The 15,432-nt window shown below is 65.5% G+C and carries 18 protein-coding genes and 1 pseudogene; 8 read left to right on the top strand and 11 right to left on the bottom strand.

Going from position 1 to position 15,432, the window contains the following annotated elements; genetic code table 11:
- Positions 1-47 precede the first annotated feature (47 nt).
- A complete protein-coding gene (locus tag DU475_RS00500) occupies positions 48-638 on the top strand; it encodes a TIGR00645 family protein (RefSeq protein ID WP_013501510.1) in 591 nt (196 codons plus the stop codon).
- A gap of 53 nt (positions 639-691) precedes the next feature.
- On the top strand, positions 692-1,882 hold the full coding sequence (locus DU475_RS00495; RefSeq protein ID WP_164630088.1) for a lytic murein transglycosylase: 1,191 nt from the start codon (positions 692-694) through the stop codon (positions 1,880-1,882).
- Positions 1,883-1,957: 75 nt separating this feature from the next.
- Here DU475_RS00495 and DU475_RS00490 read toward each other — a convergent pair whose 3' ends face one another.
- Positions 1,958-2,242, bottom strand: a complete 285-nt coding sequence (locus DU475_RS00490) for a hypothetical protein (protein WP_142883144.1) — start codon at positions 2,240-2,242, stop codon at positions 1,958-1,960.
- 221 nt (positions 2,243-2,463) lie between these two features.
- Complete coding sequence (locus DU475_RS00485; protein WP_047309742.1) at positions 2,464-2,808, bottom strand: hypothetical protein; 345 nt, start codon at positions 2,806-2,808, stop codon at positions 2,464-2,466.
- A 376-nt stretch (positions 2,809-3,184) separates the two neighbouring features.
- On the opposite strand from DU475_RS00485, the gene DU475_RS00480 reads away from it, so the two are divergent.
- Positions 3,185-3,385, top strand: a complete 201-nt coding sequence (locus DU475_RS00480; protein WP_013501514.1) for a (2Fe-2S)-binding protein — start codon at positions 3,185-3,187, stop codon at positions 3,383-3,385.
- 130 nt (positions 3,386-3,515) lie between these two features.
- A complete protein-coding gene (gene bfr, locus DU475_RS00475; RefSeq protein ID WP_013501515.1) occupies positions 3,516-3,995 on the top strand; it encodes a bacterioferritin in 480 nt (159 codons plus the stop codon).
- 40 nt (positions 3,996-4,035) lie between these two features.
- On the opposite strand, the gene DU475_RS00470 is transcribed toward bfr, so the two are convergent.
- A complete protein-coding gene (locus tag DU475_RS00470) occupies positions 4,036-4,578 on the bottom strand; it encodes a hypothetical protein (protein WP_013501516.1) in 543 nt (180 codons plus the stop codon).
- 139 nt (positions 4,579-4,717) lie between these two features.
- On the bottom strand, positions 4,718-6,421 hold the full coding sequence (locus DU475_RS00465; protein ID WP_164630065.1) for a methyl-accepting chemotaxis protein: 1,704 nt from the start codon (positions 6,419-6,421) through the stop codon (positions 4,718-4,720).
- Between the two features lie 245 nt (positions 6,422-6,666).
- Between DU475_RS00465 and DU475_RS00460 the strand changes: the two are divergent.
- A pseudogene (locus tag DU475_RS00460) lies at positions 6,667-7,349 on the top strand (DUF1501 domain-containing protein); the annotation flags it as partial.
- Here the strand turns inward: DU475_RS00460 and DU475_RS00455 are convergent.
- The 3 genes from DU475_RS00455 to DU475_RS00445 all read right to left on the bottom strand — a co-directional run bounded on the left by DU475_RS00455 (position 7,350) and on the right by DU475_RS00445 (position 9,938).
- Positions 7,350-7,979, bottom strand: a complete 630-nt coding sequence (locus tag DU475_RS00455) for an SOUL family heme-binding protein (protein WP_164630063.1) — start codon at positions 7,977-7,979, stop codon at positions 7,350-7,352.
- Between the two features lie 156 nt (positions 7,980-8,135).
- Positions 8,136-8,771 carry a collagen-like domain-containing protein gene (locus DU475_RS24425; protein ID WP_164630061.1) on the bottom strand — a complete coding sequence of 212 codons (636 nt, stop codon included), beginning with the start codon at positions 8,769-8,771 and terminating at the stop codon, positions 8,136-8,138.
- Between the two features lie 87 nt (positions 8,772-8,858).
- Entirely contained in the window at positions 8,859-9,938 is a 1,080-nt protein-coding gene (locus DU475_RS00445; RefSeq protein ID WP_013501520.1) for a zinc ribbon domain-containing protein, read from the bottom strand.
- Between the two features lie 361 nt (positions 9,939-10,299).
- On the opposite strand from DU475_RS00445, the gene DU475_RS00440 reads away from it, so the two are divergent.
- Complete coding sequence (locus DU475_RS00440; protein ID WP_013501521.1) at positions 10,300-10,899, top strand: hypothetical protein; 600 nt, start codon at positions 10,300-10,302, stop codon at positions 10,897-10,899.
- A 140-nt stretch (positions 10,900-11,039) separates the two neighbouring features.
- On the opposite strand, the gene DU475_RS00435 is transcribed toward DU475_RS00440, so the two are convergent.
- Complete coding sequence (locus DU475_RS00435) at positions 11,040-11,990, bottom strand: YiiG family protein (RefSeq protein ID WP_164630059.1); 951 nt, start codon at positions 11,988-11,990, stop codon at positions 11,040-11,042.
- 191 nt (positions 11,991-12,181) lie between these two features.
- Here DU475_RS00435 and DU475_RS00430 point away from each other — a divergent pair, with 191 nt between their 5' ends.
- Positions 12,182-12,610 (top strand): hypothetical protein, encoded by a 429-nt coding sequence (locus DU475_RS00430; protein ID WP_205524149.1) that lies wholly within the window; start codon positions 12,182-12,184, stop codon positions 12,608-12,610.
- Here DU475_RS00430 and DU475_RS00425 read toward each other — a convergent pair.
- Positions 12,603-13,154, bottom strand: coding sequence for a hypothetical protein (locus DU475_RS00425; RefSeq protein WP_205524148.1), 552 nt, complete (start codon positions 13,152-13,154; stop codon positions 12,603-12,605). The two genes, DU475_RS00430 and DU475_RS00425, sit on opposite strands and share 8 nt — an antisense overlap.
- A 295-nt stretch (positions 13,155-13,449) precedes the next feature.
- Between DU475_RS00425 and DU475_RS00420 the strand changes: the two genes are divergently transcribed.
- Positions 13,450-14,730, top strand: coding sequence for a flavin-dependent oxidoreductase (locus DU475_RS00420; RefSeq protein WP_164630055.1), 1,281 nt, complete (start codon positions 13,450-13,452; stop codon positions 14,728-14,730).
- An 18-nt stretch (positions 14,731-14,748) separates the two neighbouring features.
- Here DU475_RS00420 and DU475_RS00415 read toward each other — a convergent pair whose 3' ends face one another.
- Both DU475_RS00415 and DU475_RS00410 read right to left on the bottom strand, forming a co-directional pair.
- On the bottom strand, positions 14,749-14,937 hold the full coding sequence (locus tag DU475_RS00415) for a hypothetical protein (protein ID WP_047309809.1): 189 nt from the start codon (positions 14,935-14,937) through the stop codon (positions 14,749-14,751).
- 184 nt (positions 14,938-15,121) lie between these two features.
- Positions 15,122-15,406 carry a hypothetical protein gene (locus DU475_RS00410; RefSeq protein WP_164630054.1) on the bottom strand — a complete coding sequence of 95 codons (285 nt, stop codon included), beginning with the start codon at positions 15,404-15,406 and terminating at the stop codon, positions 15,122-15,124.
- Positions 15,407-15,432 lie beyond the last annotated feature (26 nt).

Genomic DNA, 15,432 nt, shown 5'->3' with positions numbered 1-15,432 from the left:
TTCCCAATTGACTGATCGCCTTATCCTGCTGTTCGGAGCTTTCCTTCATGTCGATGACACCCGAGACGCCGCTGCCGCCCAAGGGGTTGGGGCTGCGCCCGATCCCGATGTTGATCTTCGGATCACGTTGGCTGCAACTGCCGCTTTATGTCGGCCTGATCGTCGCCCAGGGCATCTATGTGGTGCTGTTCCTGAAGGAGCTGTGGCACCTGTTCCAGCACTCGTTCGACTTCAGCGAGCAGCAGATCATGCTCGCGGTGCTGGGGCTGATCGACGTGGTGATGATCTCGAACCTCCTGGTGATGGTGATCGTCGGCGGCTACGAGACCTTCGTGTCGAGGCTCGGCCTGCGCGGCCATCCGGACGAGCCGGAATGGCTCAGCCACGTCAATGCCAGCGTGCTGAAGATCAAGCTGGCGATGGCGATCATCGGCATCTCGTCGATCCATCTGCTGCGCACCTTCATCGAGGCGGGCAACATCGGTGCGCCGGGCCGGGTGGGCGGTTACACCGAGACCGGGGTGATGTGGCAGACCATCATCCACACCGTCTTCATCCTGTCGGCGATCGGCATCGCCTGGGTCGACCGGATCTCCAATCTGGCGATCGAGGAAGCCAAGGCGCACGCCGGACATTGATCGGGCTGGTGCGTTCGGGCGTGCTGGCGCTCGGCGTTGCGCTGGCGGCCGCGATGGCCGTCGGCGTGAGCGCTGCGCGAGCTGCGGATGCCGGCTTCGACCGGTTCATCGCCTCGCTCTGGCCGGAGGCGCAGCAGGCCGGTGTCTCGCGTGCGACCTTCGAGGCGGTCACCCGCGGGCTGGAGCCGGACTACAAGCTGCCGGATCTGATCCTGCCTGGGCGGCCCAAGACAGGCGCGCCGTCCCAGGCCGAATTCGTTCAGGTGCCCGCCGACTATCTGAAGGAAGCGCGGATCGAGAGTCTGGCCGTGCACGGCCGCAAACTGTTGCGGCAATATCGCCCGACATTGACCGCGATCGAGCAGCGTTTCGGCGTTCCTTCTACGGTCGTGCTGGCGATCTGGGGGCGCGAGACGGACTACGGCCGCTACCGGCTGCCTTACGACGCGGTCCGGGTTATGGCGACGCAGGCCTATGTCGGCCGCCGCAAGGATCAGTACCGAGTCGAACTGATCGAAGCGATGAAGATCATCAGCGACGGTGTCGTGACGCGGGAGGGGATGCGGTCGTCCTGGGCCGGCGCGACCGGCCTGACCCAGTTCCTGCCGTCTGAGTACTACAAGCACGGCGTCGATCTCGACGACGACGGCAAGGTCGATATCTGGCGCTCGGTGCCGGACGCGCTGGCCTCGGCCGCGCAACAGCTCGTCAACAAGGGCTGGAAACCGGGCGTGCGCTGGGCCTACGAGGTCAAGGCGCCGGCGCGCGCCGATTGCACGTTGGGCGTGCCGGAGGTCACCAAGCCGGTCGGGCAGTGGCTGCGTGAAGGATTTCAGCTCGCGCGTGGCGGCCGTCTGAGCGCTGCCGAACTCTCCGAGCCGGCATCGCTGTTGCAACCGGAAGGAATCTACGGTCCGGCATTTCTGACCACGGCCAACTACTTCGTGATCAAGCAGTACAATTTTTCCGATCTGTACGTGCTGTTCGTCGGCCATCTCGCGGACCGGATCACCGATCCGCGCCCGTTCGCGACGCCATGGTCGGCCTCGAAGCAGCTCCGCACCCGGGACGTCGAGGCGATGCAGCGCGGGCTGAGCAGACTCGGCCTGTATGCCGACAAGATCGACGGCAAGGCCGGGATGCTGACCCGCGCGGCGCTCGGTGCCTATCAGAAGCGAGCCGGACTGAAGCTGGATTGCTGGCCGAGCGAAGCGGTGCTCAGGTCGATCGAAGCGGCGCGCTGAGCCCAAACGAAAAACCGGCCGATCGCTCGGCCGGGTTCCGGAATTCTTCGCAGGATGCGGCGTCCCGCGCGTCGATCAATCGCAAACGCGGACGCGACGCGAGCGCCACACGCCAGCGTAGTCGTCCCAGAAGCGCTCGCGAGCCCAGCGGCAGTCGGGCTCTTCGACATAGACCGGCGCGGGGGCGGCATAGGCGGGGCGGCTGGCGGCAATGGCGCCGCCGAGCAGGGCGCCGCCGATCAGGCCGCCCGCAACGCCGGCAGCGATCCGGCCGCCATCGGCCTTCGCGGCCGGGGCGATGCTGACCAGCGAACCGGCGATGGTCGCGGCCGCAATCAGGACGGTGACAGTCTTCTTCATTTGAGAGGCTCTCCTGGGATCGCGCCGCGCCAGGCGCTGTTGAACGAACCGGTATTCCCCGACGGCACAGCATCAAAAAAGCGCAATGTCGTCAATTGTCGCGTATCGGCTGGCGGATCAGTGTCGCGCAAAAACGGTGTTTTTCGGGCGATACCGTCGACGCCCGGAATCCGGGCGTCGAGGCTGATGTTTGGTCGAGCGCTGCGGTAAAAGGTTCACCGTCAGTCGCAGACGCGGATCCGGCGGATTCGCCAGCCATAACCGTCCCAGAACCGCTGCCGCTGCCAGTAGCAGCCGCCGTAGTAGCCGGGCGACACCACATAGGCCGGAGCCGGCGCGTAACCGTAGTAGCGCGGTCCGTACCCGTAGCCGTACCCACCACCGTAATAATAGCCGCCGGGGCCGTAATACGGCGAGGACAGCGCGCCGCCGATGAGCGCTCCACCGATCAGGCCGGCGGCGATTCCCGCGCCGAAGCCGTCGTGCGCCTGTGCCGGCGCCGCTGATCCAACGGCCGAAACCGCCAGCGTGGCGGCCGCGGCCAACGCCATCATCGACTTGTTCATGGCATCACCTTTCGATCGACTGCCGGACCGAATGGGGCGCGGGCGCGACCCGCTGTGGTCCAGAGCCTCAAGCTTTCACCAATCGATTGAACGAACCATGAATGCGGCCGCCGCAGTGCTGCCATGGTCGGTTCCGGCCGATGGTGCCGGGCTTTCCGCGTTTCGCTTGCAGCTTTCCCGCCGCGCTCGGATCGGTTGGGGCAGGGGAGACGACGAGAGCGCGTTCCGCCTGCGAAAGGGTGGGGACGACGTGAGACCGTTGACGAAAATCAAGCTGCCTATTGCAGATTGGAATAGCTTGAATTTGCACGTTTTCCTTTTGCTTCAGCGAGTGCAACTCACTATTCGAAAGCTGTGACCTGCTGGATTGAGACCGATGATCGTTTGTTCTTGCAACGTCCTCAGTGACCACGATGTCCGCGCCACGATGCACTCCGAAGGGGGGCCTGCTCGGAGCCCCGGCGAGGTGCATCGCTGCCTCGGCTGCAGCCGCAAGTGTGGTCGCTGCATGCACACCATCAAGAACATCATGAACGAAGCGCTGTGCGGCGCCGATCATCGTCACACCGGTTCCTAATCCGTTCACTGATACCTCTGCTCCGGCCCACGATCGGGATTGCATTTCACCCGCAGTGTGATCTAGAATTATTCTAATTCTAAAGCGGTCGCTTCGGCGGCCCTCCGATTGCAGGAGTGACGGAACAATCATGAAGGGCGATGCCAAGGTCATCGAATATCTCAACCGCGGTCTGCGCAGCGAGCTGACGGCGATCAATCAGTACTGGCTGCACTATCGGCTGCTCGACAACTGGGGCCTCAAGGACCTCGCCAAGGTCTGGCGCAAGGAGTCGATCGAGGAGATGGTCCACGCCGACAAGTTCACCGACCGCATCCTTTTCCTCGACGGTTTTCCGAACATGCAGGTGCTCGATCCGCTGCGGATCGGCCAGAACATCAAAGAAGTGCTGGAGGCCGATCTGCAGGCCGAAATCGACGCACGCACGCTGTATCAGGAGGCGGCGACCTACTGCCACAGCGTCAAGGACTACGTGTCGCGCGATCTGTTCGAAGAACTGATGAAGGACGAGGAAGGTCACATCGACTTCCTCGAGACCCAGCTCGAGCTGGTCGGCCGGATCGGCGTCGAACTGTATCAGCAGCACCACATCGGCGAGCTCGATCACTGATCGCGAAGTCGGGCTGCCTCCATTCGGTGGGCGGCCTCCCTCACGTCGTCCGGCGCGGGTCCCGCGCCGGCGGCAAAGGGCAGTCCTTGTAGGCTGCCTCGATCGCCGCGTCCGAGCCGTCGACCTTGAAGACGGCCGTGCTGGTGCCGGCATTCAGCGATCTGATCCGCACCACGAGTTGATTCGACCCGTGCAGGTCGGCAATGAACTGCTGCAGCGGTGCGGCGTCTTCGATCACAATCACCCGCAAGCCGAGTAGCACCCGCGATTCGACGCTGTCGCGCCCCGGCTTGTCGTCGAACCGGTAGCCGAGGCTGGTGTTGCGATCGCTGCCGATCTTGAAGCCGAAATTGACCTTGGCGATCGGCCGGTTCTCGAAGCAGGTGAGCTGCAGCGTTGCCGGGGCTGCCATCAGCGGATCGGTGCTGTTCGAGGCACGCGTGGTCAAGGTGAAAGCTCCCGCCACCGGCATCCCGGTGATCAGGTCCGGCTGCTGATCGATCCGCCAACTGCCGGACTTGATTGATCCATTGCTGACGCATCCGGCCAGCACCACGGCGATCACGCAACTCGCAACCCGCACCGCAACCTCCCCCGGCCGTGATCACAATCATGCAACCAATGCGTGCGTGACGCAAGATTGAACCACGGCGGCAGACGTAAGAACGGCCCGGCTTCGCGTGAAGCCGGGCCGTGTTCGTTCCGAAGAGAGTGGGGGCGAACTACGCTGCGCGCACCGAACTGAGGAAACGCGCGACTTCGGTCTTGAGCTGGCTGCTGTCGCTGGACAGCGACCGCGCCGCGGCCAGCACCTGCGACGACGACTGGCCGGTCTCGGCAGCGCCGCGCTCGACATCGGTGATGTTGGCGCTGACCTGCATGGTCCCCTGCGCCGCCTGCTGGACGTTGCGCGAGATCTCCTGCGTGGCCGAGCCCTGCTGCTCGACCGCAGAGGCGATCGCCGACGAGATCTCGGACATCTGGCTGATCGTTGTACCGATCTCCTTGATGGCCGACACCGACTCCTCGGTCGCCGCCTGCATGCCGGAAATCTGCTGGCTGATTTCGTCGGTCGCTTTCGCGGTCTGTTCGGCGAGCGCCTTCCCTTCCGCCGCGACCACCGCAAACCCGCGGCCGGCTTCACCGGCGCGCGCCGCCTCGATCGTGGCGTTGAGCGCCAGCAGGTTGGTCTGGCCGGCGATGGTGTTGATCAGGTCGACGACGTCGCCGATCCGCTGCGCCGCGGTGGCGAGCTGATTGATGCGATCGTTGGTCTTGTTGGCCTGCTGCACCGCCGAGCTGGCGATCCGCGACGAGTCCTGCACCTGACGGCTGATCTCGTGGATCGACGACGCCATCTCTTCGGTGGCGGAGGCGACCGACTGCACGTTGCTGGTGGCGATTTCCGACGCGCCGGCCACCGCCGCCGTCAGTTTCTCCGCTTCCTCCGCGGTGTGCGCCAGCTTGCTGGCGGAGGCTTCGAGTTCGGTCGAGGCGCTGGACACTGCTTCGACGATCCGGCCGACCGCGCCCTCGAAGGCGTCGGCGAGCTTCTGCATTTCCTGCTTGCGCTGCATCGCAGCGATCTCGTCCTGGTGCGCCTTCTGCTCGGTTTCCTCGCGAGCCCGGTGATCGGCGTTCTCGCGGATCACTACCACGGTCTTGGCGATGTCGCCGATCTCGTCGCCGCGCGCCGCGCCCGGGATCTCGACGTCGAGCTGGCCGCCGGCCATCTTGCCGAGCGCGCCGTTCAGCAGCATCAACGGCCGCGAGATCCCGAAGAAGGTGAACACCATCGAGATCACCAGCGACATCATCACCAACATGCCGAGCGCGAAGTTGATCCGATTGGCGCTCGACAACTCGTCGGCGGCCTGGGTCTTGGTGGATTTGGCGGAGTGTTCGGCGCGATCGATCGCCTCGCGCATCAGGCCGAGCGCCTGCGTTGCCATCGATTGCGCCTGGGCGATCAACTGATCGCGCTTGGTCTTGTCGGCGTCGCTGCCGGCTCCGCTCTGCACCGATTTGATCGCTGCACCGGCCTGTGTCATCGCGCCATCGTAGTTGGCTGCTAACGTGCCGATCGATCGTAGTCGTTCCTTGTCGGCGCCATCGGCGATCTGGGCTACCGCGACGCCGATCTGGCGGTCGACCGTCTCGCGGGCCCCGCGCAGACCCGTGAGGGCAGTGTCGACCTGAGCCGGGGTGGTGGCGAGGCGAAGCTCGGCGGCGGCGAGCTGCATTCCACGCAACGCGACGTTGGCTTCGAGCCCACGATCGGCGACCATCTGCTGCGCGTCGGCACGGGCGTTGACTGCGTTGATCGACCGCTCCGTGGTCAACTGATTGGCTGCCATGCCGAGCGACAGGGCGATGCTGGTCAGGCTCGCGAGGCCGAGCTTCATTCCGATACTGTTGAGTCTCATGTCGAGAACCTTCGTGTTGGGGCGGTTCACCTTCTTTGGGCCGCGCAGAAGTCCTGGGTGCGCCAAAGCGCATCGCCCGCAGCAGTACGCCGCCCCCGTGAAATCACGGTTAACATTGGAAATCTGGAATTACCTTGCGCGGCAAATAGTTACCTGTATTCAGGCAGATGCGTCGGAAAGCGCATCGTGAGATGCCTTACGTAGTTGTCCGGATGCTGCCGCTTTGGTGACCGGCTACCGCAGAGCCCCCCGCTGCGCTCGGCAATGTCGGCAAGCCCGGAATCGATGATCGCCAAGCCGAACTGATCAAGCAGATGTACGTCAGGACCAAGCTCGCCTCCGCCGTCGCCGAAGGCTTCCGCGTGCGCGACGACGTGGCGAAGTCGATCGCAGACGAGATGACCGCGGCCAACCGCGGCGCGGTGTCGCCGCGCGGCTTCGAGCTGTCGGCATGTCGGATCGGGCGGCTGATGCGTGAGCAGTTCAACCTCGGCTTCGTCGAAGTCGGGGGCTGGGACGCCCACCTCAATCAGGGCGCAGCGACCGGCTATCTCGCCGACCGCCTCGGCGAACTCGGTCGCGCACTCGCGGGCTTCCGCGAGGAGATCGGGCCGTCGGCGTGGCGCGACAGCGTGGTGGTGGTGATCTCCGAATTCGGCCGGACGTTTCGCGAGAACGGCGACCGTGGCACCGATCACGACCATGGCAGTGTCTACTGGGTGCTGGGCGGCGGCTCAATGGCGGGCGCATTGCCGGTGAGCAGATCGAGCTGTCGCGGCCGTCGCTGTTTCAGAACCGGGACTATCCGGTGCTGACCGACTATCGCGCGCTGTTCGCCGGTCTGGTACAACGAATCTACGGGCTGGATGCCGCAGCGCTGCAACGGGTCTTCGCTGGCGTGCGGGCGGCCGATCTCGGCCTTGTATGATCAGCGCTTCGCGACTTCCACCGCCGCCTCGTTGCGGCGGACGAAGGGAAGCGTGAACGGCGCATCGTAGAACAGTCCGTAGGGCGCGCTGACCGGCTGCCATTGCGTATTGGCGAGCGCGCTGATTAGTTGCTGCTCGCGCTCGCGCAAGTCGCGGCCGGTGCCGGAGAAGCGCAGTGTCGCGATGGTCTGCTCCGGCACGGTGACGATCTGCACCCGCGCATCGTCCGGCTTCGGCGCCGTGTCGGCGGTGTACGCCGCCGGAAGGAAGAATCTCATCCGCGTCATTCGTCCCTGCGTCGCGGTTTCGACCGGCGTGGTCATGGCGATCTTGGAGGAGCGTGCGACGTCGACCGGCACTGTCATTGCGACACGCTCTGAGCTGCCCGAAGCGTCGCGATTGGCCCCGGCGATGTAGTTGAACAACAGCGTGAAGGCCTGACTGTCGGCATTGCCGTTGCGTTCGAGATCGACCTCGGCGGCAAGGCGCGGCGCGTAGCGGCGGATCTCGATCGTCTCGGCCGGCCGGTCGAGCACGGTGTAGGCGGGTTCCTCGTACAGCCGCAGGCCGACCACGCCTAGGACGGATTCGACGACCAGAACCGTGTAGTACCAGATCGCCGAGGCCATTCCGCCGTCTCCGCCGCTCGATGCTGCTCGGCGTCAGCTAATCATTGCACGGCGATCGGCAAGGTTTTGTGTCTGATCGGCCGCGTATCGCGACGTGGCCGGTGGCATTGCAACACCGGCCGTGCCGCGCGCTGAGGACATCGCGGCCGCCGCCGATCAGTCCTTGTGCTTGCGCTTCTTCTTTTTCTTCCCGCCGGCGCCGCTCGCGTCGTCGCCCGACGCGATCTCGGCCTCGGCTTCGGCATTAGCCGCCTCGATCGCAGCGGCGACCTCGCGCGCGGCGGCTTCTCGGGCCGCCTGTTCGAGCGCCTCGGCGGCGATCCGCTCTTCCAGCTCACGCGCCTCGCGGGCCCGCTGCGCCTTGTAGTCTTCGTAAGCGTCGAAGATCAGGTGCAGCCAGGGCATCACCTGCTCGATCGAGGGCAGCGCGCCGGCGGGGCCGGGCTCACCGCGCGGGCCCTGTTCGCCGCGCGGCCCTTGCTCGCCACGAACACCTTGTTCGCCGAGGGGGCCTTGCTCGCCGCGCGGCCCCTGCGGGCCGATTGGACCCGGCTTGCCGTCGGGACCAGGTTTCCCTGCTGGTCCAGCCTTGCCGGGAGCACCGGGTTTGCCTTGCGGGCCGGCCTTGCCTTGCGGACCGGGTTTGCCGACCGGACCCGGCTTGCCGCGCGGGCCCTCGGGGCCGGGGCGGCCCGGATGTCCTTGTGGTCCCGGTCGGCCCGGTTCGCCGGGACGCCCGCGCGGCCCCTGCGGCCCCGGACGTCCGCGGCGAGTGGTTTCTTCGTCAGCCACGCAACGCCCCCAAACGATTCCTGATCGGGCGACTTTACCAGAGCTTGCGTGACGGCTTCAATTCCGCAGCCTGATGCTGCCTCGACGCTATTCGGCGGCGTCGCTGCGCGCGACCGCGTCGCTCGGCGCCGGTTTTGTCGCGGTTGCGGACGACGGTGAGGTCGCGGTGGATTTCGACCCGGCGGCGGCCGGTTGCGCCGTGCCGGCCGCGGCGGAGAACACCAGGCCGTCGTCCTTGCGGCAGATGCCGTATGTGCCGGCGCTGTTCGAGGTCAGCGTGATCACCGGCTCGTTGCACGTCTCGCAGATCAGCGTGCCGGCGCCGTTTAGATGGCCGGGCAGGCGATCCTGCTTGCTGAGCAGCGTGCATTGCTGGCCGAGCGGATCGATCGACACCTTGGCGCCGCAGGAGAAGCAGTAGCGCGTCTCCGAATGCTGTTTGCCCTGATCGATATTCGCCGGAATCTTGCTGGCGCACACCGGGCAGTTGACCGACACCGCGCGGGTGAACTGCGAGGCGCCCGGCATCCGCAGGAAGATGTTGCCGCTGGTCGAGCGGTGGGCATGGAAGCGCTGGCCGCAATGCGGGCAGGTCGGCTTGGCGCTGTCGCCCGGCAGGCTGCCGACCTGGAATTCGACCTGCTTCTTGCAGGCCGGGCAGTTCTCGGTCTCGGTGACCAGCTTGCGCTCGGGCGTGCGGCCGTCGGTGATCCGCGCTTCGATCTGCAGCGTATCACGTGCGGTCAGCATCTCGATCACGTCGAACGGCAGTTGCCTGCCGGTGATCTCGCCGAGCTCGTGGGTGACGCCGATCAGATTGTCGATGCACTGCTCGATCTGCGCCAAGTACACGGCGGCGGGAATCGACTCGTCGCGGCCGCCCTTCACCGATTTGTGGATCTGGCTGATCGAGGTCTCGAGCTGGCGCGCCAGCACGTCGAGATTGGCGGCCATTCGCGCTTCGGCGGCGCGCTGGCGCAGCGTCCACACCACCGCCATCGTGGCGAGGCTGGCGCCGAAGATCGCCGACACCTGACCCCAGAACCAGATCCAGCCCGATTGGGTGCCGAGCGCGAAACCGAGCACGATCATGAACAGACCGGTGCAGGCGGCGATGGTCTCGACCGGATGGGCCGAAAACACTTTCATGAAAGCTTTGCGCAGCACCGCTTAATCCTCGGAAACCTATTGGCTCAACCTATCGTCAATTCTGCCGCGCCGGAAGCGGGCCCCCGTAAAATGGCAGGGTTTTACCCATCGAACCGACCTCGACGATGGTCGCGTCTTCGCGTCGTCAAGCTGCGTTTGAGTTGCATCAAGGGCGATGCGATCGTGCGGCGCGGCCCCGCAGCCGCCGATCGCCGGTCGAGATCGGCAATGCTGCCGGGCTGGTTCCGGTCGAGCTGCCCTTTGACCGCTCGCGAGCCGCGGTGTGCCGACCGACTAGTATTCTCGCGTGGGTTGCGTAGCAAGAATTCTCAACTATGGTCCGTTCCCGTGCATTTGCAACCGCACATGGAGAATGACCATGCGTAAAGCTCTGGTATTCGGCGTTCTCGCAATCCTGCTGGCGGCGGCATCGTCGGCGCGTGCACAACTGTCCCTGCCGTATCCGGCTCTTACGATCTTCTTCAGGACGGCCGATCTCGAGCCGCTGTCGCAGAGTCGCTTCGTCCTCAACCTCGCGGCGCAGAGTGCGGCGAAGATACCGCAGGCCAATGTCAACCTGTTCGACGATTTCTACCTGATCAACGGCCAGTGGAGCGGATCGCCCAACAGTCTGATCGTTCACTTCAACGGCGTCCTGCAGAACCTCGGCCAGCGGCAGATGCCGCCGTGGATCGGCGTTGCGCAATTCTCCAACCACGCAATCACCTACGACATCCAGGCTGGATTCCAGCAGGTCAAGGCGAAGTACGGCATGCCGAACGCCCGCGCGGCCAGCGTCGTGGTGTATCGCACGCTGAACACCGGACTGCTGGTCTACGACTACCGGATTCCGATCAAGGGCGGACGCTGTCAGGAGTATCTGTTCACGCCGGATAGCGGCGGCTTCCAGCTCGGCATGCAGGTGAACTGCTACATGTCGCTGGTGGCGGTCGGCCGCGGTCGCGCCGGACATCGCTGAGCGTGCCGATGACGGATGCGGCGGCCGCATCCGTCGCACAAGCGCCGATCGCATGCGGCGCGGGGCTTCACCGATTCAGTTCGGCCTCGCGCCGTGTCGTCCAGGAAACCTGATGGACTGACCGAGCCCCGGTCGGCCTCTCAGAAACCCGGCCCGCGATTGTAGGTGTCGACGAGCTGATTGTAGTCGCGCAGCAGGCGCGGCGGCGAGCCTTCCACCATCCATCCCGAGCCGGCGTTGCTCAGCATCATCTTCTCGCCGCTCGAATACGGCGTCTTGTCGCGATGGCGGCGCATCAGTTGCTTGGCGGTGACGAGAAAGGACTTGGCGTTCGACATGAACATTGAACCGATCCTGGCGTTTCGCTCGCCCTCGGTAAAAGCCTCGTTCGCCGCCACGGTCTTCCCATAAGCGTCGATGGCCGCTGTCAGCGCCGTCAGATCTGGCTTTTCGGCGTCGGCCGCGCGAACCACGCGCTTGGCGTCGATCATGGTCGCTTCGATCTGGTAGCGCGCCTTGCGGCCTTCGTTGCGTTCGATCGCAGTCAGCTTCTCGGCGGACTGACGGTCCTTGATGATTTCGACGCCGCCGCGCAATTTGCGGTCGGCATCCGCGAACGCGTCCCAGGCGGCGACCAGACGGGGATGCAGGGCTTTGCCCTTTGCCATCTTGTCGTCCTTGTAGTTCTCCTGCGTGTAGTAGTCGTCGGTCTCCTTCAGCAGCGGCTCGAGCTTGCCGACCGCGTTCGCGTAGGCAGAAGCGGCGGCTTCGAGGTCGGGTTCGTGCGGCTCGATTGCGTTCGCCTTCTCGACGGCGGCGCGGCAGTCCTTGGTGTCGTAGATCGTGTAGGTGCCGTAGACGATCCGTTCCTTGCCGGTCGGTCCGGTCTTGGCGGCCCAGGAAAAATAGCGTGAGCGGGAATCGAACGCGCGCGCCGACAGCCGATTGAGGCAGCCGATATAGGCATTGAGCTTTTCGGTGAGAAGGTCGGACGATTTCGGAGTTTCGGCCGCGAGCGAGGGTGCCACGACGACAAGACACGTCAGACCGCCGACGAGCAGTCTGACGGCGGATCGGCGGGTGGCAGCCATTCGATTCTCCTTTTGGTCGTATTCGTGCAGCGTCGCGGTTCGTTGTCGCCGCGAGTGATGCGCCGGTTCAGTACAAGATGCAGGTCCGATGTCGCGGTCGTGGTGGTTTCACCGTCTTGGCGCCCGAATCGCAATGGCAGTGCTAGACGGGAAAGATGAAGCCCGTAAGGGGCGGGATGAAGGAGAGCGGGATGCGTGGATTGCTGGGGACGGTGGTTGCCGTGCTGATCGGCCTCTTTGCACTGGGCGCGTCGGCCCATGCCGACGAGGGACGGATCACGCTGACGATCTACAAGGGCGGCTGGGTGATCGGCGGTTCCGGCGGCTCGGGCACGCTGAGCTTCCGCGGCAAGCGCTATCCGCTGTCGATCGGCGGGCTGTCCTACGGTCTGGTGTTCGGCGGCTCCAAGGCGCAGCTCGCCGGCCGGGTCAGCAACATCCGCTCGCCGCGCGACGTCGCCGGTGTGTACGGCGCAGTCGGGGCCGGCGCGGCGATCGGGATCGGCGCCCGCGCCATCGTGCTGCGCAACGAGAAGGGCGCGGTGCTCGAACTGAGCGGATCGCAGGTCGGGCTGATCGCCGACCTCGATCTGTCCGGCCTCGCGATCGGACTCAAATAGTCCGGCCACGGCGCGCTCCCGAACGACTGCGCCGCGACGGAAGCTTGCGGTGCTCGGTGCGCGGGCCGCAATGCCCGCACGGAGCCGGCGCGCCGAACAGCTCGGCCAGCCGCGCATCCTGCTGCGCGATCGCGTCGTACAACGCGAACACCTCCGCGGCGCGCGGTGTGCCGATGATGTCGTCGCGCCGCAAAGCGCACGCGGCGAGCCGGTCGAGGCCGTCCGCGAGGCTGGCATCCTGCACCATCACCGCTGGCCCGCTCGCCGCGATGAAATGATGCAGCCGAACGACGAAGCGGTCGGACACACTGGTGTCGTCGCCCCAGCGCCCGCAGATCAGGTCGATCTCCGCACCGTGCTCGGCGATGTGGCCGACCGTCCACCACACCATGTAAGCCGCGACCGCGGCGTCCGCCGTTGAAATCGTGCCCCAGACACGGCGGCTGATTTGGCCGCAGCAATCGCAGCGGCCCGTGACCTGATCGCCGTCCGGAATGACCAGCAGCGCGTCTGGTTTGGTGGTTATGCCTTCCTCCGGACTCATCACGACAGCTCATCCTGTCGGGGGCGGGGAGGGCGACGCTCTGCTGCGCCGAAGTTGCGCGAGAGCCTAGAACGACACCGCATCGACATCTCCCCTGCGTAGCCCGGCTCATCGTTACGCAATTCCTGGTTGCATAATGTTCCTGATATGTTCGTGTTCGTCAAGCGCCTTCGTCGCGGCGAAAGCCGAATACCGGTGGCGCCGCGCCCGCACCCTGTGAGCCTGCCTTGCTTGCCTCGCCGGGCGTTGCTGGCTACAGCAAGTCGCAATCACAAGCGGGTAGGACGTCCTTCTCATGAGCGACAGAGTCATCATCGCCGGCGGCGGCATTGGCGGGCTTGCGGCGGCGTTGACGCTGCATCAGATCGGCGTGCCTTGCGTCGTCTATGAGGCGGCGCGCGAGATGCGGCCGCTCGGCGTCGGCATCAATCTGCAGCCGAACGCGGTGCGCGAACTGCTCGACCTCGGCATCACGGAAGCCGACCTCGATCGCGTCGGCCTGCCGGCGAAGGAATGGGCGCTGGTCGGGCTCAACGGCAACGACATCTATGCGGAGCCGCGCGGCGAGGCCGCCGGCTATCGCTGGCCGCAATATGCGGTGCATCGCGGCCGCTTCCACATGCTGCTGCACGCCCGCGTGGTCGAACGGCTCGGCGCCGATGCGGTGCAACTCGGCCGCCGCGTCACCTCCTATCGCAAGACCGCGGATGGCGTCGTGGCGACGCTGGAGCATGCCGATGGCGGCAGCTCCGAAGTGACCGGCGCGCTGCTGATCGGCGCCGACGGCATTCACTCCGCGGTGCGGGCGCAGATGCATCCGAACCAGCCGCCGATCCATTGGGGCGGCGCGGTGATGTGGCGCGGCACCACCTGGGGCAAACCGACCCGCAGCGGCGCCTCGTTCATCGGCCTTGGCACCCATCGCCACCGCGTAGTGATCTATCCGATCTCGCATCCGGATCCCGCGACCGGGCTGTCGATGCTGAACTGGATCGCCGAGGTCACGCTCGACAATGCCGAAGGCTGGAAGCAGCAGGGCTGGTTCCGGCAGGTGCCGACCTCCGAGTTCGCGCATCATTTCGACGGCTGGGTTTGGGACTGGCTCGACGTGCCGGCGATGATCCGCGAGGCCGACTCCGCTTACGAGAATCCGATGATCGACCGCGATCCGGTTAGCACCTGGCGCGACGGCCCGGTGCTGCTGGCGCACGCGATGTATCCGACCGGCTCCAACGGCGGCACCCAGGCGATCGTCGATGCGCGCGAACTCGGCGCTGCGATGGTCGCGCATGGAGCCACCGAAGCGGCGTTGGCGGCGTTCGACGCCAAGCTGTGCGGCCCGATCTCGCAGCTGATCCTGCGCAATCGCGGCGCCGGCCCGTTCGGCCTGCTCAACCTGGTCGACGAGCGCTGCGGCGGCACCTTCGACAACATCGACGACGTGATCCCGCCGGCCGAGCGCGCCGCCTTCATGGCCGGCTACAAGGCCGCCGCCGGCTTCGCGATCGATCACCTCAACGCCGCGCCGCCGACGATTGCGCCCGGTGCGCGGGTGAAGGTGCCGGCGGTGGCGTAAGCTGCCGTGCGAACGGACTCAGCCTTCGCGGGCGCGATCGTCCGGCGTGCGATCATCGTTTGCGGCCGGCGGCGCGGACGTCACTGCCGTCGGCTGCGCCATCTTGCGCCGGACGCGGCTGTTGATCCGAAACAGCGTGTGCACCTTGCCATCGGCGGTGGCGCAGCCGCCGCGCATGTTCGGAAGTATCAACGTCGCTTCGCTCATCGCATCTCTCCATCGGTTTCGATGCGATACTAATCGCGACGACAATTGTCTGGTTCGCGTCAGCGTCCGGTTATCGTTAACTGAACGTTAATGTCGCGAGTAGCCGTCCAAGCGGGCATTGGCCGGTCGTGCCCGAGCCCAAGCGGCGCGCGTTCGCGAGCGAATCCGCAAGTGTTGCCGTGGCTCAGTCGCCCCAATTGATCACGCAGCCGTCGGTTTCCGGCGAGCAGCGCGTGATCGAGGCGACTTGGAAATACTCCGGTCCCTGCGTGCCGGTCACCGTCACCTTGGTGGCGAGATAGGGTCGCAGCGTCGGTTCATCGTGAAACAACTTGCCGTCGACTGCGACGCGGTGGTCGCTGTCGTCGAATTGCTGCAGGTAGTAGATCGGCGTCTCGCTTCTCGAGCCGATCGCGGCGAGCTTGGCGAACAGAAAACCATGCAGGGCTTCGACCTCGGATGCGGTCATGACAAACGTCCTCCGCTGTGAGTTCG

The sequence above is a fragment of the Rhodopseudomonas sp. WA056 genome (genome assembly GCF_010906995.1).
Lineage (GTDB): Bacteria > Pseudomonadota > Alphaproteobacteria > Rhizobiales > Xanthobacteraceae > Rhodopseudomonas > Rhodopseudomonas palustris_G.
This window is presented reverse-complemented; position numbering and strand designations above follow the sequence as displayed.